At 73.6% G+C, this 25,350-nt stretch carries 23 protein-coding genes and 1 riboswitch; of the genes, 17 read left to right on the top strand and 6 right to left on the bottom strand.

The features are described from left to right. Positions 1–18: 18 nt before the first annotated feature. Positions 19–747, bottom strand: a complete 729-nt coding sequence (locus ABFT23_RS10700) for an enoyl-CoA hydratase (protein WP_347894981.1) — start codon at positions 745–747, stop codon at positions 19–21. Next, positions 744–1,058: a DUF1330 domain-containing protein gene (locus ABFT23_RS10695; RefSeq protein ID WP_347894979.1), complete on the bottom strand. Its 315-nt coding sequence runs from the start codon at positions 1,056–1,058 to the stop codon at positions 744–746. Before ABFT23_RS10695 ends, ABFT23_RS10700 begins: the two co-directional genes overlap by 4 nt. A 135-nt stretch (positions 1,059–1,193) precedes the next feature. Between ABFT23_RS10695 and ABFT23_RS10690 the strand changes: the two genes are divergently transcribed. The 15 genes from ABFT23_RS10690 to ABFT23_RS10620 all read left to right on the top strand — a co-directional run bounded on the left by ABFT23_RS10690 (position 1,194) and on the right by ABFT23_RS10620 (position 16,825). Beyond that, positions 1,194–1,949 carry a spermidine synthase gene (locus tag ABFT23_RS10690; RefSeq protein WP_347894977.1) on the top strand — a complete coding sequence of 252 codons (756 nt, stop codon included), beginning with the start codon at positions 1,194–1,196 and terminating at the stop codon, positions 1,947–1,949. A gap of 374 nt (positions 1,950–2,323) precedes the next feature. Then, positions 2,324–3,706, top strand: coding sequence for a hemolysin family protein (locus tag ABFT23_RS10685; RefSeq protein ID WP_347894975.1), 1,383 nt, complete (start codon positions 2,324–2,326; stop codon positions 3,704–3,706). Further along, complete coding sequence (locus ABFT23_RS10680) at positions 3,703–4,752, top strand: hemolysin family protein (RefSeq protein WP_347894974.1); 1,050 nt, start codon at positions 3,703–3,705, stop codon at positions 4,750–4,752. The genes ABFT23_RS10685 and ABFT23_RS10680 overlap by 4 nt, the downstream gene beginning before the upstream one ends. A gap of 134 nt (positions 4,753–4,886) precedes the next feature. Next, on the top strand, positions 4,887–5,456 hold the full coding sequence (locus ABFT23_RS10675) for a CDP-alcohol phosphatidyltransferase family protein (RefSeq protein WP_347895082.1): 570 nt from the start codon (positions 4,887–4,889) through the stop codon (positions 5,454–5,456). After that, positions 5,449–6,378, top strand: a complete 930-nt coding sequence (locus ABFT23_RS10670; protein ID WP_347894972.1) for a DUF881 domain-containing protein — start codon at positions 5,449–5,451, stop codon at positions 6,376–6,378. The genes ABFT23_RS10675 and ABFT23_RS10670 overlap by 8 nt, the downstream gene beginning before the upstream one ends. Then, positions 6,375–6,707 carry a small basic family protein gene (locus tag ABFT23_RS10665; protein ID WP_347894971.1) on the top strand — a complete coding sequence of 111 codons (333 nt, stop codon included), beginning with the start codon at positions 6,375–6,377 and terminating at the stop codon, positions 6,705–6,707. Before ABFT23_RS10670 ends, ABFT23_RS10665 begins: the two co-directional genes overlap by 4 nt. A gap of 9 nt (positions 6,708–6,716) precedes the next feature. Beyond that, the gene (locus ABFT23_RS10660; RefSeq protein WP_347894969.1) at positions 6,717–7,442 is read left to right on the top strand and encodes a DUF881 domain-containing protein; all 726 of its coding nucleotides are present in this window, start codon (positions 6,717–6,719) and stop codon (positions 7,440–7,442) included. Between the two features lie 66 nt (positions 7,443–7,508). Next, on the top strand, positions 7,509–7,895 hold the full coding sequence (gcvH, locus tag ABFT23_RS10655; protein ID WP_347894967.1) for a glycine cleavage system protein GcvH: 387 nt from the start codon (positions 7,509–7,511) through the stop codon (positions 7,893–7,895). A 139-nt stretch (positions 7,896–8,034) separates the two neighbouring features. After that, positions 8,035–8,565: an FHA domain-containing protein gene (locus ABFT23_RS10650; RefSeq protein ID WP_347894965.1), complete on the top strand. Its 531-nt coding sequence runs from the start codon at positions 8,035–8,037 to the stop codon at positions 8,563–8,565. Positions 8,566–8,572: 7 nt separating this feature from the next. After that, complete coding sequence (ftsR, locus tag ABFT23_RS10645) at positions 8,573–9,322, top strand: transcriptional regulator FtsR (protein ID WP_347894960.1); 750 nt, start codon at positions 8,573–8,575, stop codon at positions 9,320–9,322. 134 nt (positions 9,323–9,456) lie between these two features. After that, complete coding sequence (locus tag ABFT23_RS10640; RefSeq protein ID WP_347894955.1) at positions 9,457–9,942, top strand: bifunctional nuclease family protein; 486 nt, start codon at positions 9,457–9,459, stop codon at positions 9,940–9,942. A gap of 167 nt (positions 9,943–10,109) precedes the next feature. After that, a complete protein-coding gene (locus tag ABFT23_RS10635) occupies positions 10,110–10,703 on the top strand; it encodes a MerR family transcriptional regulator (protein WP_457623277.1) in 594 nt (197 codons plus the stop codon). A 342-nt stretch (positions 10,704–11,045) separates the two neighbouring features. Then, positions 11,046–11,137, top strand: a riboswitch (glycine riboswitch). Positions 11,138–11,204: 67 nt separating this feature from the next. Then, a complete protein-coding gene (gene gcvP / locus ABFT23_RS10630; RefSeq protein WP_347894953.1) occupies positions 11,205–14,066 on the top strand; it encodes an aminomethyl-transferring glycine dehydrogenase in 2,862 nt (953 codons plus the stop codon). Then, entirely contained in the window at positions 14,063–15,310 is a 1,248-nt protein-coding gene (locus ABFT23_RS10625; protein WP_347894951.1) for a serine hydrolase domain-containing protein, read from the top strand. Before gcvP ends, ABFT23_RS10625 begins: the two co-directional genes overlap by 4 nt. A 9-nt stretch (positions 15,311–15,319) precedes the next feature. After that, positions 15,320–16,825: a CYTH and CHAD domain-containing protein gene (locus tag ABFT23_RS10620; RefSeq protein WP_347894950.1), complete on the top strand. Its 1,506-nt coding sequence runs from the start codon at positions 15,320–15,322 to the stop codon at positions 16,823–16,825. A 36-nt stretch (positions 16,826–16,861) separates the two neighbouring features. Here the strand turns inward: ABFT23_RS10620 and ABFT23_RS10615 are convergent, their stop codons facing one another. Both ABFT23_RS10615 and ABFT23_RS10610 read right to left on the bottom strand, forming a co-directional pair. Beyond that, positions 16,862–18,250, bottom strand: coding sequence for a TldD/PmbA family protein (locus ABFT23_RS10615; RefSeq protein ID WP_347894948.1), 1,389 nt, complete (start codon positions 18,248–18,250; stop codon positions 16,862–16,864). Beyond that, positions 18,250–19,776 carry a TldD/PmbA family protein gene (locus ABFT23_RS10610; protein WP_347894946.1) on the bottom strand — a complete coding sequence of 509 codons (1,527 nt, stop codon included), beginning with the start codon at positions 19,774–19,776 and terminating at the stop codon, positions 18,250–18,252. Before ABFT23_RS10610 ends, ABFT23_RS10615 begins: the two co-directional genes overlap by 1 nt. Positions 19,777–19,814: 38 nt before the next feature. Between ABFT23_RS10610 and ABFT23_RS10605 the strand changes: the two genes are divergently transcribed. Together ABFT23_RS10605 and ABFT23_RS10600 are read left to right on the top strand one after the other, a co-directional pair. Then, positions 19,815–20,546: a sulfotransferase family protein gene (locus tag ABFT23_RS10605; RefSeq protein WP_347894944.1), complete on the top strand. Its 732-nt coding sequence runs from the start codon at positions 19,815–19,817 to the stop codon at positions 20,544–20,546. Positions 20,547–20,613: 67 nt separating this feature from the next. Next, positions 20,614–21,162: a type 1 glutamine amidotransferase domain-containing protein gene (locus ABFT23_RS10600; RefSeq protein ID WP_347894943.1), complete on the top strand. Its 549-nt coding sequence runs from the start codon at positions 20,614–20,616 to the stop codon at positions 21,160–21,162. A gap of 9 nt (positions 21,163–21,171) precedes the next feature. Here the strand turns inward: ABFT23_RS10600 and ABFT23_RS10595 are convergent, their stop codons facing one another. Beyond that, complete coding sequence (locus ABFT23_RS10595; RefSeq protein ID WP_347894942.1) at positions 21,172–24,135, bottom strand: SMC family ATPase; 2,964 nt, start codon at positions 24,133–24,135, stop codon at positions 21,172–21,174. Beyond that, positions 24,132–25,274: an exonuclease SbcCD subunit D gene (locus ABFT23_RS10590; protein ID WP_347894940.1), complete on the bottom strand. Its 1,143-nt coding sequence runs from the start codon at positions 25,272–25,274 to the stop codon at positions 24,132–24,134. Before ABFT23_RS10590 ends, ABFT23_RS10595 begins: the two co-directional genes overlap by 4 nt. Between the last annotated feature and the right edge of the window lie 76 nt (positions 25,275–25,350).

The following is a 25,350-nucleotide window of genomic DNA, read 5'->3' as shown; positions in this document are numbered from 1 at the left end:
CTCGGGGCCGCCCGCGTCTCAGCGGCCGGTGAAGACCGGCGTCCGCCTCTCGGCGCGGGCCGTGGCCGCCTCGCGGACGTCGTCACTGGCCCAGCAGGCTGCGAACGACACCTCGGCCGCGGCGTCGTCGGCCCCGTTGAGCACGGCCTTGTTGTGCGCGATGGACAGTGGCGCGAGGGTCGCGATCTCCTGCGCCCACACGATCGCGTCGTCGAGGGTGCCGGACCGGTCGGCGAGGTGGCAGGCGAGCGCGGCGTCGTGGTCGACGGTCTCGGCGGCGACCAGCAGCCGGCGTGCGATGCCGCCGCCGGCGACGTCGGCGAGGCGCCGGATCGTCCAGGCGTCGACGGCCATGCCGTTGCGTGGCGTCGGGACGGCGAACCGGGCCGAGGCGTCGGCCACCCGCAGGTCGCAGGCCAGCGCGAGCTGCGTGCCGGCTCCGATCGCCGGGCCGTTGACGGCGGCGACCAGCGGCACCGGCAACGACGTCAGGCCGTCGGGGCCGTGCAGCATGCCGTACAGCGCCTGGAGGAACTCGTCGCCGTAGACGCCGGTCAGGTCGGCGCCCGAGCAGAACGACGAGCCCTCGCCGGTGACGACGAGCACCCGGGCACCCGCGGCGACCTCGGCGGTCGCGGCCGCCGTGATGGCCCGGCACAGCTCGAGGTCGAGCGCGTTGCGGCGCTCGGGACGGCGCAGCTCGAGCACCGAGACGGTGCCGTCCCGGCGCGTGCCGAGCACGCTCACGGGCGGTCGATCGGCGTCGCCGGCTCGATGCCCTCGACGATGCGCAGGTCGCGGACGGCGCCGCCGTCGAGGGCGGCCAGCGCCTCCTGGTAGGCGGGGCTGTCGTGGGCGGCTCGGGCGGCGTCGACGGTGGGGAACTCGATGAGGACCGACCGGGTCTCCTGCCCGGCCTCGTAGACCGCCGCGGGCAGGCCGCGGGCCAGGAAGGTGCCGCCCGCGCCGGTCAGGGCCGGGCCCGCGAGGTCGGCGTAGGCCGCCAGCTTCGCCTCGTCGGTGATCTCCACGTAGGTGCTGATCCAGTAGGCCGTCATGGCCGTCATGGTGCCAGCCGCAGATGGTCCGTCGGTGCCCGGACCACCGGCCGGGCGGCTCGACCCTCAGGCACGGCGGTCACGGCGCGCAGGACGACGCTCCGGACGTCCCGCGGTGCCCGTAGGGTCGGCCGGGTGGCGGGATCACGGGAGGTCGTGGCGACCGAGCACCCCGACGCCTACGTCGTCCGCCTCGACGGGCACGACCAGTCCCACGTCGACCTCGCCGACCCGCGGCGGCTCGTGTTCGACTACGTGCGCCGCGCGGGCGACGTCCTCGACGCGGTCGCGCCGCCGGGCGTGCCGGTCAGGGCGGTGCACGTCGGCGGCGCCGGTCTCACGCTGCCGCGCTACCTCGCCGCCACCCGGCCCGGTTCGCACCAGGTGGTGCTCGAGCCCGACGAGGCCCTCACCGAGCTCGTCCGCGACGCGCTGCCGCTGCCGCGCCGCAGCGGCATCCGCGTGCGACCGGTCGACGGGGTCGCCGGTGTCGCCGCGCTGCGCGACGACCACGCCGACGTCGTCGTGGTCGACGCCTACGCCGACGGCGAGGTGCCCGGCGACATCACCTCGGCGGCGTTCCTGCTCGACGTCGCCCGGGCGACCGCACCCGGCGGGGTCGTGGTCATGAACCTCGCCGACCGGGCGCCGTTCACCCGCGCCCGCGACGTCGTCGCCCGGCTCCGGACGGCGACCGGGGCCGTCGTCGTGAGCGCCGAGCCGGCCACGCTGCGCGGACGTCGTCCGGGCAACCTGCTGCTGGTGGGCGCCGCGCCGTCGACGCTCGACCCGCTCCTGGTGGCGCTGCGCCGCAGCGCGCAGACGTCGGCCGCGCCCTACCGGGTGCTCGACCAGCGTGAGGTCAGCGACACCCTCGGCGGCGGCCGGTGACCTCCGACACAGCGTTCAGGACCGGACGCCGGAGACCCTGAACAACAACCAGACGGAGGCGTCGCACACCTTCTGCAGGGCGGCCTCGGCGTGACCGGGTCGGGCGGGGGCGGTGGGGACGGGAGCGGTCATCGCGGGCCTCCTCGGGCATCTCGGGTGCTGCCACGCTGCCCCGCCGGAACGACGGCCAAACCCGAGATCGAGCACGGGAGCCGTGCGGAGATGGGCGCGCAGGCTCCGCTCCCTTACGCTGGCATCTCCGCGGCGCCACGGCGGCGCCGTCCACGCACTACACCGGAGGACCCCAACCGCCCGATGGACGGTCAAAGTACGAGCCCCACCACCCGCACCATGCTCCGTCCCGGCGGTGAGCGATGACCGCGTGGATCCTGCTCGGTCTCGCCCTGCTCCTGATCCTCGCCTGCGGCATCTTCGTCGCGGCCGAGTTCTCCCTCGTCACCGTCGACCGCGGCCAGGTCGACCGGGCCGCCGAGCAGGGTGACGCGTCCGCGGCCGGCGTCCAGACGGCGTTGCGCTCGCTCTCGACGCAGCTCTCGGGCGCGCAGGTCGGCATCACCGTCACCAACCTCGGTATCGGCTACCTGGCCGAGCCGGCGATCTCCGAGCTGATCCGGCCGCCGCTCGAGGCCGTCGGCTTCCCGGGCGGGGCGGTCGGGCCGACGGCCCTGGCGATCGGGTTCGCGGTCAGCACCGTGCTCACGATGCTGTTCGGCGAGCTGGTGCCGAAGAACCTGGCGATCGCGCTGCCGATGGCCACCGCCCGCGCCACGCAGCTGCCGATGCGGATCTTCACCGCCGTCATGCGCGGCCCCATCCGGGTGCTCAACGGCTCGGCCAACGCCATCGTGCGCCGGCTCGGGCTCGAGCCCCAGGAGGAGCTCCGCTCGGCGCGCAGCTCGACCGAGCTCGCCTCGCTCATCCAGCGCTCCGCCGACGAGGGCACGCTCGACGCCGACACCGCCGAGCTGATGGAGCGCTCGGTGGAGTTCGGCACCCGCACCGCCGGCGAGATCATGACCCCGCGCGTGCGTACCCGCACGCTCGACGTCAACGAGCGCGCCAGCGCCGTCATCGAGCTGACCCGCCACACGGGCCACTCCCGCTTCCCGGTGCTCGACGACGACGACGCCGTCGTCGGCACCGTGCACGTCAAGAACGCCGTCGCGCTGCCCACCCACGAGCGCGCGACGACCAAGGTCAAGCACCTGATGGCCAAGCCGATCGTGGTCCCCGACTCGCTGCGGCTCGACCCGCTGATGGCGCTGCTGCGTGCCGACGGGTTCCAGATGGCGGTCGTGCTCGACGAGTACGGCGGCCACGCCGGCATCGTCACGCTCGAGGACGTCATCGAGGAGATCGTCGGCGACATCGCCGACGAGCACGACCGCCTCGGCGCGCGCGCCCGCAAGCGTCGCGACGGCAGCTGGTCGGTCTCCGGCCTGCTGCGACCCGACGAGGTCGAGGACCTCACCGGCATCGAGCTGCCCGAGAGCGAGGACTACGACACCGTCGCCGGCCTCGTGCTGCGGGTGCTCGGCCGGATCCCCGTGTCCGGCGACATCGCCGAGGTCCAGGTGCCCGACCGCAGCGACCCCGACGAGCCCCGTGAGCAGCTCGCCGTCCTGACCGTCGAGCACATGGACGGCCTCCGCGTCGACCGGCTCTCGGTCCGCCTGCACGAGGACCCGGTCACGCCGGCCCGCCCCGTGCCGACGACGGGGGAGGCGCGCGCGTGAGCGACTACACCGCCCTGGTCATCGCCGTGTTCCTGCTCGGCTTCAACGCCTTCTTCGTCGGCGCCGAGTTCGCCCTCATCTCGGCGCGGCGCAGCCAGATCGAGCCGCGCGCGCAGGCCGGCTCGCGCATGGCCCGCACGACGCTGGGCGCCATGGAGAACGTGTCGGTGATGATGGCCGCCGCGCAGCTCGGCATCACGATCTGCTCCGTGGGTCTCGGCGCCGTCGGTGAGCCCGCGCTCGCGCACCTGATCGAGCCGCTGTTCGAGGACCTCGGCGTCTCGGAGGACCTCGTGCACCCGGTCGCGTTCGTGATCGCGCTGGTCGTCGTCGTCTTCCTCCACGTCGTGCTCGGCGAGATGGTGCCGAAGAACATCGCGATCGCCGGCCCCGAGCGGGCGGCGCTCGTGCTCGGTCCGCTCCTGGTCGCCGTCGCCACCCCGCTGCGCCCGGTCATCCACACCCTCAACGCGATCGCCAACGCCACCTTGCGACTGCTCCGGGTCGAGCCCAAGGACGAGGTCAGCTCGACCTACACCCGCGAGGAGGTCGCCGCCCTGGTCGAGGAGTCCCGCGGCGAGGGCCTCATCGAGGCCGACGAGTACGACCGCCTCGCCGGGGCGCTCGGCTTCACCGAGAAGCGGGTCGACCTGGTCTGCCTGCCCGCCGACGGGCTCACCACCGTCGCCCGCGGGTCGACGCCGGCCGACGTCGAGGCCCTGTGCGCCGCCACCGGTTTCAGCCGGTTCCCGGTCGCGGCCGACGACGGCGAGCTCATCGGCTACCTGCACATCAAGGACGTGCTCGAGCCCGACGACGCCCGCCGGATGCGGCCCATCGACGACAAGTGGGTGCGCCCGTTCGCCACGGTGACGCCGCAGGTCCCGCTGCACGAGGCGCTCGAGGTGCTCCAGCGGCGCGGGGCCCACATGGCCCGCGTCGTCGACGAGTCCGGCGCCACCCTCGGGGTGGCCACGCTCGAGGACGTCATCGAGGAGCTGGTCGGCGAGATCCGCGACGCGGCCCACCTCGAGGACGCGCTCTGACGACGAGCAGGCGGCGCCGGTCGTCACCGGTCCCGGACCGGACGACGCGCGCGGTTAGGGTAACCACCGTGGCGGGTGAGACGGCGGGCACCGCGGGAGACACCACCGGGGATGCGCAGGCTCCGCGCGCCCTCGTGTGGACCATCCCGAACGCCCTCAGCGCGCTCCGCCTGCTCGGCGTCCCGCTGTTCCTGTGGCTCGTGCTCGGCCCCGAGGAGGACGGCTGGGCCCTGGCTGTCCTGATGCTCTCCGGCGTCACCGACTACCTCGACGGCTGGCTCGCGCGCCGGCTCGACCAGCAGTCGGTGGTCGGCCAGATCCTCGACCCCGTCGCCGACCGTCTCTACATCCTGGCCGTCGTCGTCGGCCTCGCCCTGCGCGACGTCGTGCCCTGGTGGCTCGCGATCTCGCTGCCGCTGCGCGACGCCCTCATGTGGGGTCTCGTGCCGATGCTCCGCACCCGCGGCTACAGCGCCCTGCCGGTGCACTTCCTGGGCAAGGCCGCGACCTTCAACCTGCTCTACGCCTTCCCGCTCCTGCTCCTCGGTGACGGCGAGGGCACCGTCGCCACGCTCGCCGAGGTCTTCGGGTGGGCGTTCGCGTTCTGGGGCATCGGCCTGTACTGGTGGGCCGGCATCCTCTACGCCTGGCAGGTGCGCAAGCTGCTCGCGACCACCGAACGCCGGCCGACCCGCGATGGCTGAGCGCGACGACACCCCCGGCGATGGCTCCCGGCCGACCCCCGACGCCGGCCCGCGCGAGCACCTCGTCGTCCCCGACCGCGTGCGGATGCCGCTGCTGACCCTCATCACCCAGCAGTCCCTCGACGAGGACTACCAGGTGGCCGCCGAGCGCCAGGCCGCGGGCGCGCCCCGCGCGCCGCTCGGCCGCCCTCCGCGGGTCGCGGCCGCCGTCCTCGCGGTCTTCGGCGTGCTCGTCGCCGTGGCCTTCGTGCAGACCACCCGCAACCGCGACGTCGTCTCGCAGAGCCGGGCCACGCTCGTCGAGCGCATCGAGAGCGCCAGCGACCGACGCGCGGCCCAGGAGGAGCGCCTCGCCGACCTGCGCGACGACGTCGCGCTCCTCGAGTCCTCCACCCGGCGCCTGACCGACCAGGCCCAGCAGGCGACGTCCGCCAGCCGGCGGCTGCAGGTCAGCACCGGTTTCGTGCCGGTCAAGGGCGAGGGCGTGCGCATCGTCGTCGACCAGGCGCCCGACGCCTCGCGCAGCGACCAGGTCAAGGACCGCGACCTCCGCCTGCTCGTCAACGGCCTGTTCGAGGCCGGCGCCGAGGCCGTCGCGATCAACGGCCAGCGGCTCACCGCGACCTCGGCCATCCGCGTGAGCGGCACGGCGATCGAGGTCAACCGCATCGGGGTGGCCCCGCCCTTCACGGTCGAGGCCATCGGCGACGTCCGCACCCTGCAGTCCCGCTTCGCCGAGACCTCGACCGGCGCGTCGTTCCTCGTGACGGCCGACTACTACCGGCTCCGGGTGACGATGCAGAATGTCGACGAGCTCGCCCTCCCGGCAGCTCCCGTCGGTCGGCGCACCTTGCGTACGATCACGCCGCCGGACCCCGACGACCGGCCCGACGACAACGGAGGAGGTGGCACGAACCCATGATCGCCGCACTCGGCCTCGCCGTCGGCGTCGTCCTCGGCCTGATCCTGCGGCCCGACGTGCCCCTCAGCGTCGAGCCCTACCTGCCGATCGCCGTCGTGGCCGCGCTCGACGCCGTCTTCGGCGGCCTGCGCGCCTACCTCGACGGCATCTTCGACGACAAGGTCTTCGTCGTCTCGTTCGTCAGCAACGTCGTGATCGCCGCCGGCATCGTCTACCTCGGTGACCGGCTCGGGGTCGGCGGTCAGCTGTCCACGGGCGTCATCGTGGTGCTCGGCATCCGGATCTTCTCCAACGTGGCCGCCATCCGCCGCCACCTCTTCCACGCCTAGGCCGTCGCCGTGGGGGAGGAGCAGGAGTCCGGACGCGCCCGGCTGTGGCGCGCCCTCGCACGCCCCAACCGCAGCCAGGCGGTGGTCGGCGTCCTGCTCGCCCTGGTCGGGTTCGCGGCGATCACGCAGATCCGGGCCACCGAGGACGACTCCAGCTACGCCAGCCTGCGCGAGCAGGACCTCATCGACGTCCTCAACGGCCTGGCCGGCGCGAGCCAGCGCACCCAGGCCGAGATCGACCGGCTCGTGCGCTCCCGCGACGACCTGCAGTCCGAGTCGACCCGGCGCCAGGCCGCGATCGACCGGGCCCGCCGCGAGCTCGACAGCCTCACCGTGCTCGCCGGGCGGGTGCCGGTCAGCGGGCCCGGCGTCCGGGTGACGCTGTCGGAGGTGACGAGCCCGATCAAGGTCTCGACCTTCCTCGACGTCATCCAGGAGCTCCGCTCCGTGGGTGCCGAGGCCATCCAGGTCAACGGCGAGGTGCGCCTGGTCGCCGACAGCGCGTTCGAGGACGCCGAGGGCGGCCTGCTGGTCGACGGCGTCCTGCTCGAGCCGCCGTTCGTCATCGACGCCATCGGCGACCCCAGCGCGCTGAGGGGCGCGATGACCTTCCCGTCGACCACGACCGCGATCGAGGACGACGGCGGTCGGATCGAGACCGAGGAGGAGTCCGAGATCGACATCGACTCCGTCGCCGAGCCCCGCACGTCCGAGTTCGCCGAACCCACCGGGTGAGGTCTCGGACGCCGTCCGCGACGCGCTAGGGTCGCGGCACCGACCCAGAGCAGCCAGAGGAGCCACGTGTACCCCGAGGACCTGAAGTACACCGTCGAGCACGAGTGGGTGCGCACGCCCGGCGAGCACGAGGGCTCGGTGCGCATCGGCATCACCGACTACGCGCAGGACGCGCTGGGCGACATCGTCTACGTCTCGCTGCCCGAGCTCGGCGAGACCGTCGAGGCCGGCGGCACGTGCGGTGAGCTCGAGTCGACCAAGTCGGTCAGCGACGTCTACGCCCCCATCACCGGCGAGGTCGTGGCCCGCAACGAGGCGCTCGACGCCACCCCCGAGCTGGTCAACAACGACCCCTACGGCGGCGGCTGGCTGTTCGAGGTCGTGCCGGCGTCCCCGTCCGACGTCGACGCCCTGCTGACCCCCGACGCCTACGTCGCCACGCTCGACGGCTGAGCCCACCCGACGCCGAGCGAGGATCGGCCCTCGGCCAGCGGGGTCACCGTCCGACTGATAGGTTCGGCGAACCGTCACCCTCAGCAACGTAGTGAGGGTTCGAGCGGGCCGCCTTGGGTCGACATGGAGGGACCGAACGATGCCGTTCTGCACCAACTGCGGGAGGCAGAATCCCGATGACGCACGCTTCTGCGCGCAGTGCGGCACCCGCCTGCTGAGCGTCGAGCCGCAGTCGACCGTGTCGGGCGACCCCGTGGGCGAGTCCACCGCGACGATCCAGATCGGCGTCGGCGTCGAGAAGTCCGAGACCTCCGACCGGGCGCTCAACCCGGTCGACGCCGCGGCCGTCGACGCCCTGCCCGTCGGGCACGCGCTGATGGTCGTGCAGAAGGGCCCGGGCGCCGGCAGCCGCTTCCTGCTCGACGCCGACGAGGTGCACGCCGGGAGGCACCCCGACAGTGAGATCTTCCTCGACGACGTCACCGTCTCGCGCCACCACGCGGTCTTCCACCGCGACGGCGGCTCCTTCACGGTGAGCGACGCCGGCAGCCTCAACGGCACCTACGTCAACCGCGACCGCATCGACGAGCGCGTGCAGCTCAAGGACAGCGACGAGGTCCAGATCGGCAAGTACCGCCTCGTGTTCTTCTCCGGGCACGAGACGCACTGAGGCTGTCGTGCCGAGCGAGCTCCGGGGCGGCAGGGAGCCCGACGACGACTCCGCCCGGCTGAACATCGGGCAGGTCCTCGACCAGCTGCGCCCCGACTTCCCGACGATCACGATCCCCAAGATCCGCTTCCTCGAGGACAAGGGCCTCATCAAGCCCGAGCGCACGCCGTCCGGCTACCGCAAGTTCGGTGCCGGCGACGTCGAGCGCCTGCGCTACGTGCTCACCATGCAGCGCGACCACTACCTGCCGCTCAAGGTGATCGGCGAGCACCTCGACGCGCTCGACCGCGGGCTCGAGCCGCCGCCGGTCGAGCCCACCGTGCCCACGGTGCCCACCGTCGCGCTCGCCGCCGACGGACTGCCGTCGGCCGAGTCGTTCGCCCGTCGCGACCAGCTGCGCCTCTCCCGCCGCGAGCTGGTCAAGATCGCCGAGATCGACGACGAGCTGCTCGCCGCCCTCGAGCAGTTCGGCCTGATCACGCCCCGCGCCGGCACCGGCCACTACGACACCGACGCCCTCGTGATCGCGCGCACCGCGCGCGAGCTCGCCGACTTCGGCCTCGAGCCGCGCCACCTGCGCGCCTTCCGCGCCGCCGCCGACCGCGAGGTCGGCCTCGTCGAGCAGGTCGTCGCACCGCTGCGCCGCGGGCGCGACGCCGGCGCCGCCGCGCGCGCCGACGACGCCGTCTCCGAGATCGCGGCGCTCTCGGTGCGGTTGCACGCCACCTTGGTCAAAGCCGGGCTCAAGCGCGGCTGACGTCGGTCTCCGGCGCGCGCCCCGGGCCGGCGGTAGGTGGGCCACCGAACCACGGGGCCTGGTCGGTCGGAAGGGTGGCCCACGAACCGCCGAGGGGCGAAGCGGTCGCGTGCCCCCGCGAGTAGGGTTGAGACATGCGCGAGGTCGACGTCATGGGAGTCCGGGTCGAGATGCCTTCCAACCAACCGATCGTGCTGCTGCGGGAGGTGACGGGAGAGCGCTACCTGCCCATCTGGATCGGCGCCGTCGAGGCCACCGCCATCGCGTTCGCGCAACAGGGCGTCGTCCCGCCGCGGCCGCTCACGCACGACCTGTTCAAGGACGTCCTCGAGGCCACCGGCAACGCGCTCGCGGAGGTGCAGATCACCGACGTCAAGGACGGCGTGTTCTTCGCCAACCTGGTCTTCGGCTCCGGCGTCGAGGTCAGCGCGCGGCCCTCCGACTCCATCGCGCTGGCGTTGCGCACCGGCACCCGCATCGTGTGCGCCGAGGGCGTGCTCGACGAGGCGGGACTCGCCGTGCCGGCCGAGCAGGAGGACGAGGTCGAGAAGTTCCGCGAGTTCCTCGACCACGTGACGCCCGAGGACTTCGAGTCCGGCTCGCCCGAGTCCGAGACCTGAGCCAGCCCTGACCCTCGACATGAGGTTGAGGGTTGCGACACGCCGCCGGCATCTTTGACCCACTCCCTGCGCCGCCGTACCTTGAACTGTCTTCGTTGTAACTCCACGCGTGTCACCCAGACACCTTCCCGGGAGCTGCACACACGGAGTAGACCCGGAGGACCGCAGTGAACGAGCAGGAGCCCCAGCACGAGGACGGCGTCGACCACGCCACGCTCGAGACCGCGCAGGAGCAGGGCCTGCTCTTCACCGACGACGTCTCCCCGCTGCCCAGCGACCGCGGCTACCGCGGCCCCACGGCCTGCAGCGCCGCCGGCATCACCTACCGCCAGCTCGACTACTGGGCGCGCACCGGGCTCATCGAGCCCGAGGTCCGCGGCGCCAGGGGCTCCGGCTCGCAGCGGCTCTACTCCTTCCGCGACATCCTCATCCTCAAGATCATCAAGCGCCTCCTCGACGCCGGCGTCTCGCTGCAGCAGATCCGCATCGCCGTCTCGCACCTGCGCGAGCGCGGCACCGAGGACCTCACCACCGTCACCTTGATGAGCGACGGCGCCTCGGTCTACGAGTGCACGTCGAACGACGAGGTCATCGACCTCCTCCAGGGCGGCCAGGGCGTCTTCGGCATCGCCATCGGCGGCGTCTGGCGCGAGATCGAGGGCACCCTCGCCGAGCTGCCCAGCGAGCGCGCCGACGAGCCCGCCGCGCCGTCCGCCACCGACGAGCTCGCCGCCCGCCGGCAGGCCCGTCAGACCGGCTGAGCCTCCCGCTCGGTCGCTTCCCCCAGACCTGGACCCGTCTCCCCTTCCCGAGGTGACGGGTCCAGCCCAGTTTCGGACTGCTCGCTGCGCGAGCCGCGCCGAGCTGACGTCTTCTCTCCTCGCTCGCTCGGGGGCTCGCTTCGCGTCGCCCCCGATTCGCTCGTCGGTCAGACGCCAGCGCGCGCCTCGCTCCGCTTCGCGGCGGTTGTCCTCGACTTGTGGTCGCGTCGTCGTGGCGCTCGGCTCAGACCTTCCAGCGTGGCCATGACCATGGTCTGCTTCGTTCGGCGGGTCGCGCATTCCGGCGAGCGCTGCGGACCCGGTACCGTGGTCACCGCTGATCGATCCCGCGCGGGAGAGTCTTCAGCAGCACGAAGCGCCGAAGGGGCAATTCCTCCCCGGAACCTCTCAGGCACCCGGACCGCGCGGAGCAGGCACCTGTGGAGCCCCACCGCCGGGGTGACAGAGGGGGAGGGCCGTCACCCGACCCAGGGAGCCCTCGTGACCGATCAGTCCGGACAGTCCTTCTCTGCCCCCGACGGGCCGCTCGCCTTCGTCGACCGCCACGTCGGCCTCACCGCCGACGACGTCGCGGTGATGCTGAAGGAGGTCGGCCACTCCTCGATCGAGGAGCTGATGGAGGCCGCCGTACCCGGCGCGATCCGGGCCACCGAGACGCTCGACCTGCCGACGGCCCTGACCGAGGAGGCGACCTCGCGCGAGCTGCGCGCCATCGCCGCCATGAACCGGCCGGCCGAACCGATGATCGGCCTGGGCTACCACGGCACGATCACCCCGCCCGTCGTGCGGCGCAACGTGCTCGAGGACCCGAGCTGGTACACCGCCTACACGCCCTACCAGCCCGAGATCAGCCAGGGCCGGCTCGAGGCGCTGATCAACTTCCAGACCGTCGTCAGCGACCTGACCGGCCTGCCGACGTCCGGGGCGAGCCTGCTCGACGAGGGCACCGCGGCCGCCGAGGCCATGACGCTCGTGCGTCGCGGCAACCGCAAGGCCGCGGGTCCGTTCGTCGTCGACGCCGACGCGCTGCCGCAGACCATCGAGGTCGTGCGCACCCGCGCCGAGGCCATGGGCATCGAGGTCGTCGTCGCCGACCTCGACCAGGGCCTCCCCGACGGCGAGGTGTCCGGCGTGCTCGTGCAGTACCCCGCCGCGAGCGGCCGCATCCGCGACCCGCGCCCGGTCATCGACGCCGTCCACGAGCGCAACGGCCTCGCGGTCGTCGCCACCGACCTGCTCGCCCTCACGCTGCTCGAGTCGCCCGGCTCGATGGGCGCCGACGTGGTCGTCGGGTCCAGCCAGCGCTTCGGCGTCCCGCTGTTCTACGGCGGACCGCACGCCGGGTTCATGTCGGTGGCCAAGGGCCTCGAGCGGCACCTGCCCGGCCGCCTGGTCGGCGTCAGCGTCGACGCCGAGGGCCGCCCGGCCTACCGGCTCGCGCTGCAGACGCGCGAGCAGCACATCCGCCGCGACAAGGCGACCTCGAACATCTGCACCGCGCAGGTGCTGCTCGCCGTCGTCGCCTCGATGTACGCCGTCTACCACGGTCCCGACGGGCTGCGTGGCATCGCGCGTCGCACCCACGACCTCGCCGCGCGCGCCGCCGCCTCGCTGCAGGCGGCCGGCTACCCGGTGCTCACCGAGACCTTCTTCGACACCTTCAGCGTCTCGGCGCCCGGTCGCGCCGCCGACCTCGTGGCCTCTGCGCGGGCGCTGGGCCTGCACCTGCGCCTCGTCGACGCCGACACGGTCGGGCTGTCGTTCTCGGAGGTGAGCACGCCGTCGACGCTGCGCGCCGTCCACCAGGCCTTCGGCGTGGTGCCGCAGCAGGTCGACCCGCTCGACGCCCTGCCGGCCGCGCTGGCCCGCACCACCGAGTTCCTCACCCACCCGGTCTTCCACACCCACCGCTCCGAGACCTCGATGCTGCGCTACCTGCGCACGCTCTCGGCCCGCGACTACGCGCTCGACCGCGGCATGATCCCGCTCGGCTCGTGCACGATGAAGCTCAACGCCACGACCGAGATGGAGCCGGTCAGCCTGCCCGGGTTCGCCGACCTGCACCCGTTCGCTCCGGCCGAGGACGCCGCCGGCTACCGCCGTCTCGTCGACGAGCTCGAGGGCTGGCTGGCCGAGGTCACCGGCTACGACCGCGTCTCGATCCAGCCCAACGCCGGCTCGCAGGGCGAGCTCGCCGGTCTGCTCGCGATCCGCGGCTACCACCGTTCGCGCGGCGACGAGCAGCGCGACGTGTGCCTCATCCCGGCCAGCGCCCACGGCACCAACGCGGCGTCGGCGGTGATGGCCGGCATGCGGGTCGTCGTGGTCAAGAACGCCGACGACGGCACCGTCGACCTCGCCGACCTGCGCGAGCAGTGCGAGAAGCACGCCGACGACCTCGCCGCGATCATGGTCACCTACCCCTCGACCCACGGCGCCTACGAGGACACCATCACCGAGCTGTGCGAGGTCGTGCACGCCGCCGGCGGTCAGGTCTACGTCGACGGCGCCAACCTCAACGCGCTGCTCGGCTACGCCAAGCCCGGCGAGTTCGGCGGCGACGTGTCGCACCTCAACCTGCACAAGACGTTCTGCATCCCCCACGGCGGCGGCGGACCCGGCGTCGGGCCGGTCGCCGTGCGCGCCCACCTCGCGCCGTTCCTGCCCAGCCACGGCATGCACCCCGACGCCGACAAGCGTGAGGGCATCGGCCCGATCAGCGCCGCGCCCTACGGCTCCGCCGGCATCCTGCCGATCTCGTGGGCCTACGTGCGCCTGATGGGCCCGGCCGGCCTGGCCCGCGCCACCGCGAGCGCCGTCCTGGCCGCCAACTACGTCGCCAAGCGGCTCGGCGAGCACTTCCCGGTGCTCTACACCGGCCACGGCGGCCTGGTGGCCCACGAGTGCATCCTCGACGTCCGCGAGCTCACCAGGTCGACCGGCGTCAGCGTCGACGACGTCGCCAAGCGGCTCGTCGACTACGGCTTCCACGCCCCGACGATGTCGTTCCCCGTCGCCGGCACGCTCATGGTCGAGCCCACCGAGTCGGAGGACCTCGCCGAGATCGACCGCTTCTGCGACGCGATGATCGCCATCAAGGGCGAGATCGACCGCGTCGGCGCGGGTGAGTGGACCCCGGAGGACTCGCCGCTGCGCGGGGCCCCGCACACGGCTCGTGCCCTCGTGGGCGAGTGGGACCGCGCCTACTCCCGCGAGGTCGCGGTGTTCCCGACCGGCATCGACCCCGACAAGTACTGGCCCCCGGTCGCCCGCATCGACCAGGCCTACGGCGACCGCAACCTGGTCTGCTCGTGCCCCTCGCCGGAGGCCTTCGCCGAGTGAGCCTCGCGGCGCGGCTCACAGCGATCCAGCACGACGGCCGGCTGCCCACGGTCGTCGCCGGCGTGCTCCGCGACGGCGTGCTCGCCGAGACGGCCGGCGTGCACGCCGACGTCGGCACCGCCTACCGCATCGGCTCGATCACCAAGACCTTCACCGCGGTGCTGGTCCTGCAGCTGCGCGACGAGGGCCGGGTCTCGCTCGACGACCGTCTCGACGCTCACGTGCCCGACACGTCGTACGGCGGAGTCAGCCTGGGCGACCTGCTCGGCCACACCGGCGGCCTCCAGGCCGAGCCCACCGGACCCTGGTGGGAGCGCTCGACCGGCGGCTCGTTCGCCGAGCTCGTCGCGGCCGACGACGGCACGGGCGCGGTCGCCGCGCCGGGGGAGTGGTTCCACTACTCCAACCTGGGCTACGGGCTGCTCGGCGAGCTCGTCGCCCGGCTGCACGGAGCGTCGTGGCTGCACGTCGTCCGTGAGCAGCTGCTCGAGCCTCTCGGCATGAGCCGCACGACGTGGGGGCCGGTCGCCCCGCACGCCCAGGGCCGCAGCGTCCGCCACTTCACCGGACAGCTCGACGACGAACCGCACACCGACACCGGCGCCATGGGTCCGGCCGGACAGCTGTGGAGCACCGTCGCCGACCTCGCCACGTGGGCCGGCGTGCTCCTCGGACGCCGTCCGGACCTCCTTGCCGAGGCGACGGCCGCCGAGATGCGCACCCCTCGACTCGATCCCACCTACGGCCTCGGGCTCCAGCTCGCCGAGCTCGGCGGGCGCAGCCTGGTCGGTCACCCCGGCTCGATGCCGGGCTTCCAGTCGGTGCTGTTCGTCGAGCCGGACACCGGCGACGGCGCCGTCGTGCTCACCAACGCCACCACCGGGCTCGACGTGCGGGCCGCCGTCCCCGCCCTGCTCGCCGACGCCGCCAGCGACGCCCCACGGGTCGAGCCCTGGATCCCGACGACGAGCCTGCCGGCCGACGTCGAGCCCCTGCTCGGCGTGTGGTTCTGGGGCAACACCGCGACCGAGTGGCGCTGGCAGCACGACCGGCTCGAGCTGCGCCGGCTGCAGGTCGGCACGCTCACCTCGACGTTCGTGCGCCGCGACGACGGCGTGCTCGTCGGCGACAGCGGCTACCACCGGGGCGAGACGTTGCACGTGCACGAGCACCACCTCGAGTGCGCGACGTTCCTGTTCACCCGCGCGCCCTACGACCCGAGGGTGTTCACCGCGGTCCGGTAGAACGTGGTGGTGCCAACCCACCACGAGGTCGAGCGGGCCTACGCCGTCGGCCCGACCGACCTCCTCCCCGATCTCGGCGGCCTCGAGGGCGTCGCTACCGTCACCGAGCCGGCCACCGCGACGCTGGTCGCCACCTACCTCGACACCGCCGACCTCGACTTCGTCCGGGCCGGGGTCACGCTGCGGCGCCGGGTCGGAGGCTCCGACGAGGGCTGGCACCTCAAGGTGCCGGCGGGCGACGGCCGCGACGAGGTGCGTCGTGCGCTCGGCTCCAGCGTCGCGGTGCCCCAGGCGCTGGCGCGCACGGTCCTCGGCTGGACGCGCGGGCGCCCGCTCGTGCCGGTCGCCGTCATCGAGACGGTCCGCACGACGACCTACCTGCTCGACCTCGACGGCGTGGTGCTCGCCGAGGTGGCCGACGACGTCGTCGTCGGCACGCCCACGGGGGGCACGGCGGTGGCGTGGCGAGAGGTCGAGGTCGAGCTGGTCGCGGCGCCGCCGGCGCTGCTCGACGACGCCGACGTCCTCCTGGCGCGGAGCGGCATCCACCCGAGCACGGAGCAGCGCAAGATCGGCACCGTGCTCGCCGAGCAGCTGGCGGCGCTGGCGCCCGCGCCCGAGCCGAGCGCCGACGGCCCGGCCGGACTGGTGCTGCACGCCCGGCTGCTGGCGCTCGCTGCCGAGCTACGGGCGCGCGACTGCGACGTCCGTCGCGGGGTCGACGACGGCGTCCACCAGCTGCGCGTCGCGTGCCGTCGACTCCGCGGGGCGCTGGCGACCTACCGCCCGCTCGTCGACCGCGCGGTCGCCGACCCGCTGCGTGACGAGCTCGGGTGGCTCGCCCGCACGCTCGGCGACGGTCGCGACGCCGAGGTGATCCGCGACCGTCTGCGCGACGGCGTCGCCCAGCTGCCGCGGGCCCAGGTCGTCGGTCCCGTGCGGCGCCGCATCGACCGCACCTACGCCGAGCGGCTGCGGGTCGCCGACCGGCACGCCCAGCAGGTGCTCGACTCACCCCGCTACCGCCGCCTGCTCGACCGTCTCACGGCGGTCGTCGACCAGCCGCCCTGGACGCCGAAGGCCGACAAGCGCGCCACGAAGGTGTTGCCGCGCCGGGTCGAGCGCGACTGGGAGCGGGTGCGCGACGCGCTCGACGTGGCGCGCGCGCTCGAGGGGACGGCCGCGCACGACGAGGCCCTGCACGACGTCCGCAAGGCCGCGAAGCGGCTGCGCTACGCCTGCGAGACGCTCGAACCGGCGTGGGGTGCGGAGGCGAAGAGGCTCCGCAAGGCGGCGCAGGAGGTCACCCGCGTGCTCGGCGACCGGCAGGACAGCGCCGTCGCCCGGGGCGAGCTGCGACGCATCGCCCGCGAGGCCACCGGCGCCGGTGAGAGCGCGTTCAGCTACGGCGTCCTCCACGCCCGGGAGGAGGCCGTCTCCACCGCGCGCGAGACCGAGCTGGACGACGTCTGGGAGGCCCTGGCCGACCCCGCCCTGCGGGAGTGGTTGAGCTGACGGTTCGGCGACGCTGCATCCGACGAGGCCGCGGCCTCACATGGCCTGCGACACGCTCGACATGTTGAAGTCGGGCACCCTGAGCGCGGGCGTCGCCGTGCGGGAGAAGTAGTCGTCGCCCCACTCGCGGCTGAAGCTCGGCACGGTGGCCGAGGCGTGGGTGAAGCGGCGCAGCAGGTCGATCGGGCTCTCGTTCCAGCGGAAGTTGTTCACCGAGCCGGTGATCTCGCCGTTCTCGACGAGGTAGACGCCGTCGCGGGTCAGGCCCGTGAGGAGCAAGGACTGCGGGTCGACCTCGCGGATGTACCACAGGCACGTCAGCAGCAGACCGCGCTCGGTGCCGGCGACCAGGTCGTCGATCGAGCCCGTGGCGCCGTCGACCTCGAGCACCAGGTTGTCGATCGCCGGGGTGACCGGCTGCGAGGTCAGCGTCGCGCTGTGGCGGGTCTGGAGCAGCGCGGTGAGCTCGCCGTCGCGGATCCAGTCGGTGCGCGCGAGCGGGAGGCCGTTGTCGTAGACCGAGCTCTCGTCGCCCGACGACGACGCGACGTTGAACGGCGCGCACTGGAGCCGATCGTGCAGGGGGTCGCTGAAGAGGTTGACGCCGCGCGCAGCGATCGTCTCGCCGATGCGTGTGCCGGTGGGCCGGCGGCTGTAGACCGACTGGCCCTCCCAGGCGGTGCGCGCGCCGGCGTACCAGTAGGCGTCGATCATCACGTCGGCCACGGCGGACGGCGGCAGGATCGTGTCGTAGCGGCCGGCCGGCAGGTCGACGCGGCGACTGCCCCACGCGAGCCGCTGGGCGATCTCGGCCTCGATGGCGAGCGCGTCGACGTCGGCGAAGTCGCGCGTCGCGCCCCCCACCCAGGCGCTCTCGGTGAGTGCCGCGTTCTTGCCGGTACAGCCGTAGTGGCCGGTCGGCTGCACGTGCCTCAACCGCAGACCGGTCGACGAGCCGAGGTAGGTGGTCGTCATCTCGTGGTTCACGAACCCGTACAGGACCCGGTCGCCGTCGCCCGCGCGCCCGAACGCTTCGCCGAGGGCCGGGGCGAACGCGTCGTAGACGTGGATGTCGGTGGGCTCGGGGGCGTCGTCCCACCCCGGGCTCGCGGGGGAGTCGGCCGCCGTCACGAGCGGGTTGCGGTCTTCGGCCGGGGACGCCGCGCGGGCGGCCGCGTCGGCCGCGGTGACGAGGTCGGCCACCTGGGCCTGCGTGGTCGCGCTGCCGGTGACCGAGCCGGTGGCTCCGCCGACGAAGGAGATCACCGTGACGGTGACGCCGTGCATGACCCCGTTGGTGGTGAGGGTGTTGTTGGCCCAGCGCAGGTTGGCGCTGGTCTTGTCGCGGACGATGACGACGCAGTCGTCGGCCGTCGACGTCACGAGGGCCTGCTCGACCAGGGACTGGGGCGTGGTGACCGTCATCAGTTGCCGCCCTCCTCGAGCGTGTTGAGGATCCGGACGTCGCGGAAGAGCGACGTCGGGCAGCCGTGGCTCACGGCCGCGACCTGGCCCGGCTGGGCCTTGCCGCAGTTGAACGCCCCGCCGAGCACCCAGGTGTCGGCGTTGCCGACCGCCTCGAGCGAGTTCCAGAAGTCGGTGGTGGTGGCCTGGTAGGCCGCGTCGCGCACCTGGCCGACGATCTCGCCGTCGCGAATCGAATAGAAGCGTTGTCCGGTGAACTGGAAGTTGAACCGTTGCATGTCGATGGACCACGAGCGGTCGCCGACGATGTACAGGCCGCGCTCGACACGGCTGATGAGGTCGTCGGTGCCGGGACCGCCGGGATCGGGGTCGGGCTGCAACGAGACGTTGGCCATGCGCTGGATGGGGATGTGGCCGGGGGAGTCGGCGTAGGCACAACCGTTGGAGCGACCGCCGTTGAGCTCCGGGAGCATCACGCCCATCGGCCGGTCGAGCTGGTAGCCGACGAGCACGCCGTCCTTGACGATGTCCCAGCCCTGCGTCTGGACGCCCTCGTCGTCGTAGCCGATGGTGGCGAGGCCGTGCTCGACGGTGCGGTCGCCGGTGACGTTCATGACCCCGGAGCCGTACTGCAGCGTGCCGAGCTTATCGATCGTCGCAAACGACGTGCCGGCGTAGTTGGCCTCGTAGCCGAGCGCGCGGTCGAGCTCGGTGGCGTGCCCGATCGACTCGTGGATGGTGAGCCACAGGTTGCTGGGGTGGATGACGAGGTCGTAGGTGCCGGCCTCGACGCTCGGCGCCTTGAGCTTCTCGGCGAGCAGCTCGGGCACCTCGTCGATCTCGGCGTCCCAGTCCCAGGCCCCGTCGGCGACGCTGCCGGTGACGAACTCCCACCCGCGGCCGACCGGTGGCGCGATGCTGGCCATCGAGTCGAAGGTGTCGGCCCCGGCGCCCATCGCCTCGAAGCCGGGCTGCAGCCGCACCCGCTGCTGCGTCGTCCGCGTGCCGGCGAGGTCGGCGTAGTACTTGTTCTCCTGCACCTGCAGCACGTAGGCCGTGGCGTGGTCGACGGCGGCGCCGCGGCGCAGGCGCTGCGTCCAGTCGACGAGCGTGGCGACCTTGTCGGACACCGGCACGTCGAGGGGGTTGGTGACGTAGGAGCTGACCCACGTGACGTCGTCGTGCACCGGTTCGTCGGCGATCTCGACGGGCGTGGTGGTCATGCCCGAGGCGACCGTGGCGACGGCCACGGCGGTCTCGGCGACCCGGACCGCCTCGTCGGGCGTCAGCACGACCCCGGAGGCGAAGCCCCACGAGCCGCGGTGGATCACCCGGACGGCGAACCCGAGGTCCTCGGCGTCGCTGGCGCCCTGCAGGACGCCGTCCTTGACCCGCAGGCTCTGGTAGCGCACCCGCTCGAAGCGGAAGTCGGCGTGGGTCACGCCGAGCTCGCGGGCGCGGGCGAGGGCGGCATCGCCGAGGACGCGGTAGGGCAGGTCGGCGAAGGTCGGGTCGAGACCGGGCATGTCCAGCAACCTAGCCCGCCACGACTAGGGTCTGCGACATGGTTGATGGTGTGCCTGCGGGGCCGTCGTGGTTGGGCATCGGTGCGCAGCGCAGCGGCACGACCTGGCTCACCGACCTGCTCACCCAGCACCCGCAGGTCGGGCTGGGCACCAACGGCAAGAAGGAGCAGCACCTGCTCCAGAAGGTAGCCGACCGCCGGGTGCCTGAGGCCGACTACCTCGACCTCTTCCCCGCCGACGGCGTGCGTCGCGGTGACTGGACCCCGCAGTACCTGCGGCACGCCTCGGTCCCGGCCGCGGCCGCGCGGTTGCTGCCCGACGTGCCCGTGCTCGTCGTCCTGCGCGACCCGGTCGAGCGGTTCCGCTCGGCCATGCGCCTGGCCGCCACCCGGGAGGCGGCCGGCAACCCGTCGCCATGGCCCTACCCGGTGCCGATCACGGTGCAGACCTGGACCGGCATGTACGCCGACCAGCTCGACATGTGGGCGGCCGCGGTCGGCCGCGACCGGATGCACGTCCTCGTCTTCGAGCAGGCGCGCACTGACCCGCAGGCCACGCTCGACCGACTGTGGTCGGTGCTCGGCCTCGACCCTGTCGCGCTCTCCGGCGTGCAGGACGCCTCCGGGTCGTCGTCGCGCGCCGACTGGCAGTGGACGCCGGGACTGGAGGACTCGTTACGGGCCCTCTACCGCCCACAGCTGCAGCGCCTGCGAGACGACTGGGGCCTCGACCTCGGCTCGTGGCGATCGGTCGCCGCCGACCCGGCCTAGCCCATCTCGGAGGCCCATCACCCTCGTGGGCGGTGGGTCGAGGCGCTCGTCGGCCTAGCGTCGAGGCATGGCTACCAAGAAGGTCGCGTTCCTGACCGCCAACGAGGGCATCGAGAAGGCCGAGCTGGTCGAGCCGTGGCAGGCGGTGACCGACGCCGGTCACGAGCCGGTGCTGCTGGCCGTCGAAGCGGGCGAGGTGCAGCTCTTCGAGCACCTCGACAAGGCCGACACCCAGGCCGTCGACAAGACCGTCGGTGATGCCGACGTCGACGACTACGACGCGCTGGTGCTGCCCGGTGGCGTCGCCAACCCCGACGCACTGCGGATGGACGAGGACGCCGTGTCGTTCGTCAAGCAGTTCGTCGACTCGGGCAAGCCGGTCGCGGCGATCTGCCACGCGCCGTGGGTGCTCGTCGAGGCCGACGTCGTGCAGGGCCGCGCGCTGGCCTCGTGGCCGAGCCTGCAGACCGACATCCGCAACGCCGGCGGCGAGTGGCGCGACGAGGAGGTCGTGACCGACCGCAACCTCATCACCAGCCGCAATCCCGACGACATCCCGGCCTTCAACAACGCCCTGCTCGAGGCGATCTCCCACGGGGCGGCCGGCACCGACTGACGGCCGGCGCTACCGTCGCACGGAGACGGCGGAGCCCTGCCGCGACTTGGTGACGACGAGCTGGGTGGGGATGCGGTCGCGCATCTCGGCGACGTGGCTGACGACACCGACCACCCGGCCGCCGTCGCGCAGATCGTCGAGCACGTCGAGCACGTCGTCGAGGGTGTCGGCGTCGAGCGAGCCGAAGCCTTCGTCGACGAAGAGCGTGTCGAGCGAGGCGCCGCCGGCCTCGTGGGCGATGACGTCGGCCAGGCCCAGGGCCAGCGCGAGCGAGACGACGAAGGTCTCGCCGCCCGAGAGCGTGGCGGGGTCGCGCGTGTCGCCGGACCAGTCGTCGTGCACGAGCAGGCTGAGGCCGCCGCGCGTCTCGCCGGCGCCGCGGTGCCCGGTGTGCTCGAGCGAGTAGCGCTGGTCGCTCATGCGCGCGAGCCGCTCGTTCGCGGCAGCGACGACCTGGCTGAGCCGGTAGGCGAGCACGTAGGCCGACAGGCGCATGCGCAGCCGGTTGCCGGGGGACCTGCCCTCGACGAAGGCGGCCAATGACGTCGTGAGGTCGAGCTCGGCCCGCAGCGGGACGGCGCGTTCGAGCACGTCGGCGAGCTCGGAGCGGAGCCCGGCGAGGCGGGTGAGGCGGGTGGCCGAGACCCGGGCGCGTGTCTCGGCATCGGCCAGTGCCGCGAGGGCGCGACCGTGGGCCACCTCGAGCTCGGCGACCGACGGGCCGTCGTCGAGCGGGACGTCGACGTCGGCGAGCACGGCACGCACGGCCGCCAGGCGGGCCTCGTGGTGGGCGACCTTCGCTGACAGGGCATCGAGGCCGCTGCGGTCGAGCGCCGCGGCGACGGCCTCGTGCACGTCGGCGAACCCGGCGTCGTCGGCCGCGTCGAGCAGGGCGGCCCGGGCGTCGTCGGCGGCCGCGGCTGCGGCTGCGGCGTCGCGGGCGCGGGTCGCGGCGGTGGCGCAGAGCTCTCGGGTGCGCTCGTGGTGGCGCACGAGCTCGTCGAGGTCGTCGTGGTCGCCGAGCAGGGCCTGCAGCTCGGCGTCGAGCGTGGCCACCTCGTCGACCAGGACGCCGTGGCGCAGCTCGAGCGCGGCGCAGTGGCGCTCGGCGTCGTCGACGTCGGCCTCGAGCCGGACGGCAGCCGCCTCGAGGGCGGCGACGTCGTGCTCGAGCCCGGGCAGGGCCGAGCCCTGACCGCGTGCGCGCCGCAGGGCACTGTCGGCCTGGGTGAGCGCGGTCGCGGTCTCGGCACGGCCGAGGTCGCCCGTGCGCTCGCGCACCGCGGCCACGCGGATCTCGAGCTCGCGCAGGTGCTCGCTGTGCGCGTGCTCGAGCGACGCAGCGGTGTCGACCTCGGCCCGCGCGGCCTTCTCGGCGGCGGCATCGGGCGCGCCGGGAGCCGGGTGCGCCTTGTCGGGGTGGTCGGCCGAGCCGCAGACCGGGCAGCAGGCACCGACGGCCAGGGCCGTGGCCAGCTCGGCGGCCATGCCGTCGACCCGGGCGTGCTGGATGGTGACGAGCCGCTCGCGCAGCCCCAGGCACGACTCACGGGCGTCGAGATAGGCGGTACGCGCCTCAGCCGCGGTGACCTCGAGGCCGGCGAGCTCGTCGTGCGCCGCGAGCGCGGCGCGCCGCTGCGAGACCCGCTCGTCGAGCGCCACGGCGCGCTCGGCCTCGCGGCCGGCCGCGGCCAGCCGTTCGCGGGACGCGGCCAGCAGCGCGGGATGGTCGCGCTGGGCGGCCTGTGCCTGCGCGAGCGCGACGGTGGCGGCTTCGAGCCCGCGCTCGACCTCGCGCCGCTCGACCCGCGCCTGCTCGAGACGCAGGCCGCGCGGTCGGAACGAGCGTACGTCGGCTAGCACGGCCGCCGCGTGGTCTTCGGCGTCGTCGAGGGTCTCGGGCCGGAGGTGGTCGCCGAGGTGGCGCCGGGCGAGGTCGAAGGCGTGGGCGGCGTGCTCGCGGGCCCGGACGGCGGTGGCGTTGGCGTTGACCGCGACGGTGTGCAGCGGGCGGACGGCGGCGGCCCGGCGCGCGGCGTCGAGGCGGCGTCGGTCGTCGTGGTGGACGGCGGCCGTGGCCTCGAGCTCGTCGAGCTCGGCGGCCGCAGCCCGGGTGCGGGCGGCGCGGTCGGCGACGACGCGGGCCTGCTGGAGGCCGGCCCGGCTGATCCGCTCGCGCTCGGCGGCGTGGCCCACGGCCGCGCCCGAGGTCGACGTCTCGGCCTCGGCGTCGGCGACGAGCCGGGCGAGCCAGGCCGTGAGGTCGTCGTGCTCGACCTCGCCGTCGCCGTGGTCGGGAGCCGGCACGCCGGCCGCCTCGCTGGCCCGGCTGACGACGTCGTCGACCTCGGCGCGGACGACGGCGTGCTCGCGCCCCAGGTCGCGCCGGCGCTCGGCGAGCCACTGCTCGACGCGCTCGAAGCGCCCGGTGTGGAACAGCTGCTGCAGCAGCCGGTGGCGCTCGTCGGAGCGGGCGCGCAGGAACGCCTGGAACCGCCCCTGCGGCAGCAGCGCGACCTGGGTGAACTGCGTGAGGCTGAGGCCGAGGAGACGACCGAGGAGGTCGCCGGTCTCGTCGAGGCGGCTCGAGAGCGGGGTCCAGGAGTCGTCGACGAGCTCGCTGAGGGTGACCCCCGCCTGCTGGGCCGTGGTGCCCTCGCCCCGGCGCTTCGGACGACGCCACGCGGGCGAACGCACGACGCGGAACCGACGACCCGACAGCGTGACCTCGAGGGTCACCCGCGGGACGGTGTGCGGCGCGGCGTGGTCGGAGCGCAGCCGCTTGGCGCTGCCGCGATCGCCCGGGACGTCGCCGTAGAGCGCGAAGCACACGGCGTCGAGCACACTCGTCTTGCCGGCGCCGGTGGCGCCGGAGAGCAGGAACAGGCCGGCCTCGGAGAGCTCGTCGAAGTCGACCTCGGCACTCGTGGCGAACGGCCCGAACGCCTCGACGCGCAGGTGGTGCAACCTCACGGGCGATCACCCGGGTCGGCACAGCAGTCGATGGCGCGGTCGAGCAGGGCCACCTCGGCGGCGGTGGGCGCGACGCCGCGCAGGTCGGTCATGAACTCGTGGGCGACGTCGTGGTCGCGTCGTCCGGTGGACGACGAGGCGGGCAGCCCGCCCCACGGCGTGCGGGTGGCCTCGAAGCCGAGCAGGAGTGCGTGCGGGAACCGGCGCCGCAACCGGTCCATGGCGTGGGCGGGCCGGTGGGTGTCGGTGAGGGTGGCCTCGACCCACGCGGTCTCGTGGACGGCGAGCGCCGGGTCGGCGAGCAGGTCGTCGAGGGTGCCGCGCAGTCGGGCGAGTGCCCGCGGCCGCGGTGCCTCGACGAGCTCGGCGCGCACCGAGCCGTCGGCGGCGAGGTCGACCAGCCACGAGCCCTTGCGCTGCCCGGCCTCGGAGAACGAGTAGGCCAGCGGCGAGCCGCTGTAGCGCAGGCGGTCGTCGATGGCGTGCGGGCGGTGCAGGTGACCGAGCGCGGTGTAGTGGATGCCGTCGAAGACCGACGTGGGCACGCGGGCGACGCCGCCGACCGAGATGTCGCGCTCGGAGTCGCTGGGCTGCGCGCCGGCGACGAAGGCGTGCGCGAGCACGACCGAGCGCGTGCCCTGGCGGCCGGCGAGGTCGGCCCGCACCCGCGTCATCGCCTCGTCGAGCGCGACCTGGTGCGAGCGCACCGGTAGCGACCACGGCCCGGCGACGGCGTGGGGGTCGAGGTAGGGGATTGCGTGGACCGCGACGGGCCCGTGCTCGTCGTGGACGACGACCGGCGTGCCGACCCCGGCCGGATCGGTGCGCAGGTGGACCCCGGCGGCGTCGATCAGCCGGGCGCTGAACCCGAGGCGGTGGGCGGAGTCGTGGTTGCCGCTCGAGACGACGACGGTGGCCCGCGAGTGCGCGAGCCGGACCAGGGCGTCGTCGGCGAGCCGGACGGCGTCGACCGGCGGCAGCGCGCGGTCGTAGACGTCGCCGGACACGACGACGAGGTCGACCTGCTCGGCCGCGACGACCTCGAGCAGGTGGTCGACGTAGGTGGCCTGGTGGGTCAGCATCCCCTCGCGGTGGAACGACCGGCCCAGGTGCCAGTCGGAGGTGTGGAGGATGCGCATGGAGCCGACGTTAGGGGCCACCCCCGACACAGTCGCGCCTACGCGCCGGGCGGACCGGGATTGCCGAAGTCGTCAC

The sequence above is a fragment of the Nocardioides secundeburneus genome, assembly GCF_039939255.1.
In the GTDB taxonomy this organism is placed as follows: Bacteria; Actinomycetota; Actinomycetes; order Propionibacteriales; family Nocardioidaceae; genus Nocardioides.
Note: the sequence above shows the minus strand (reverse complement) of the source record. Positions and strands in the feature narration are given on the sequence as shown.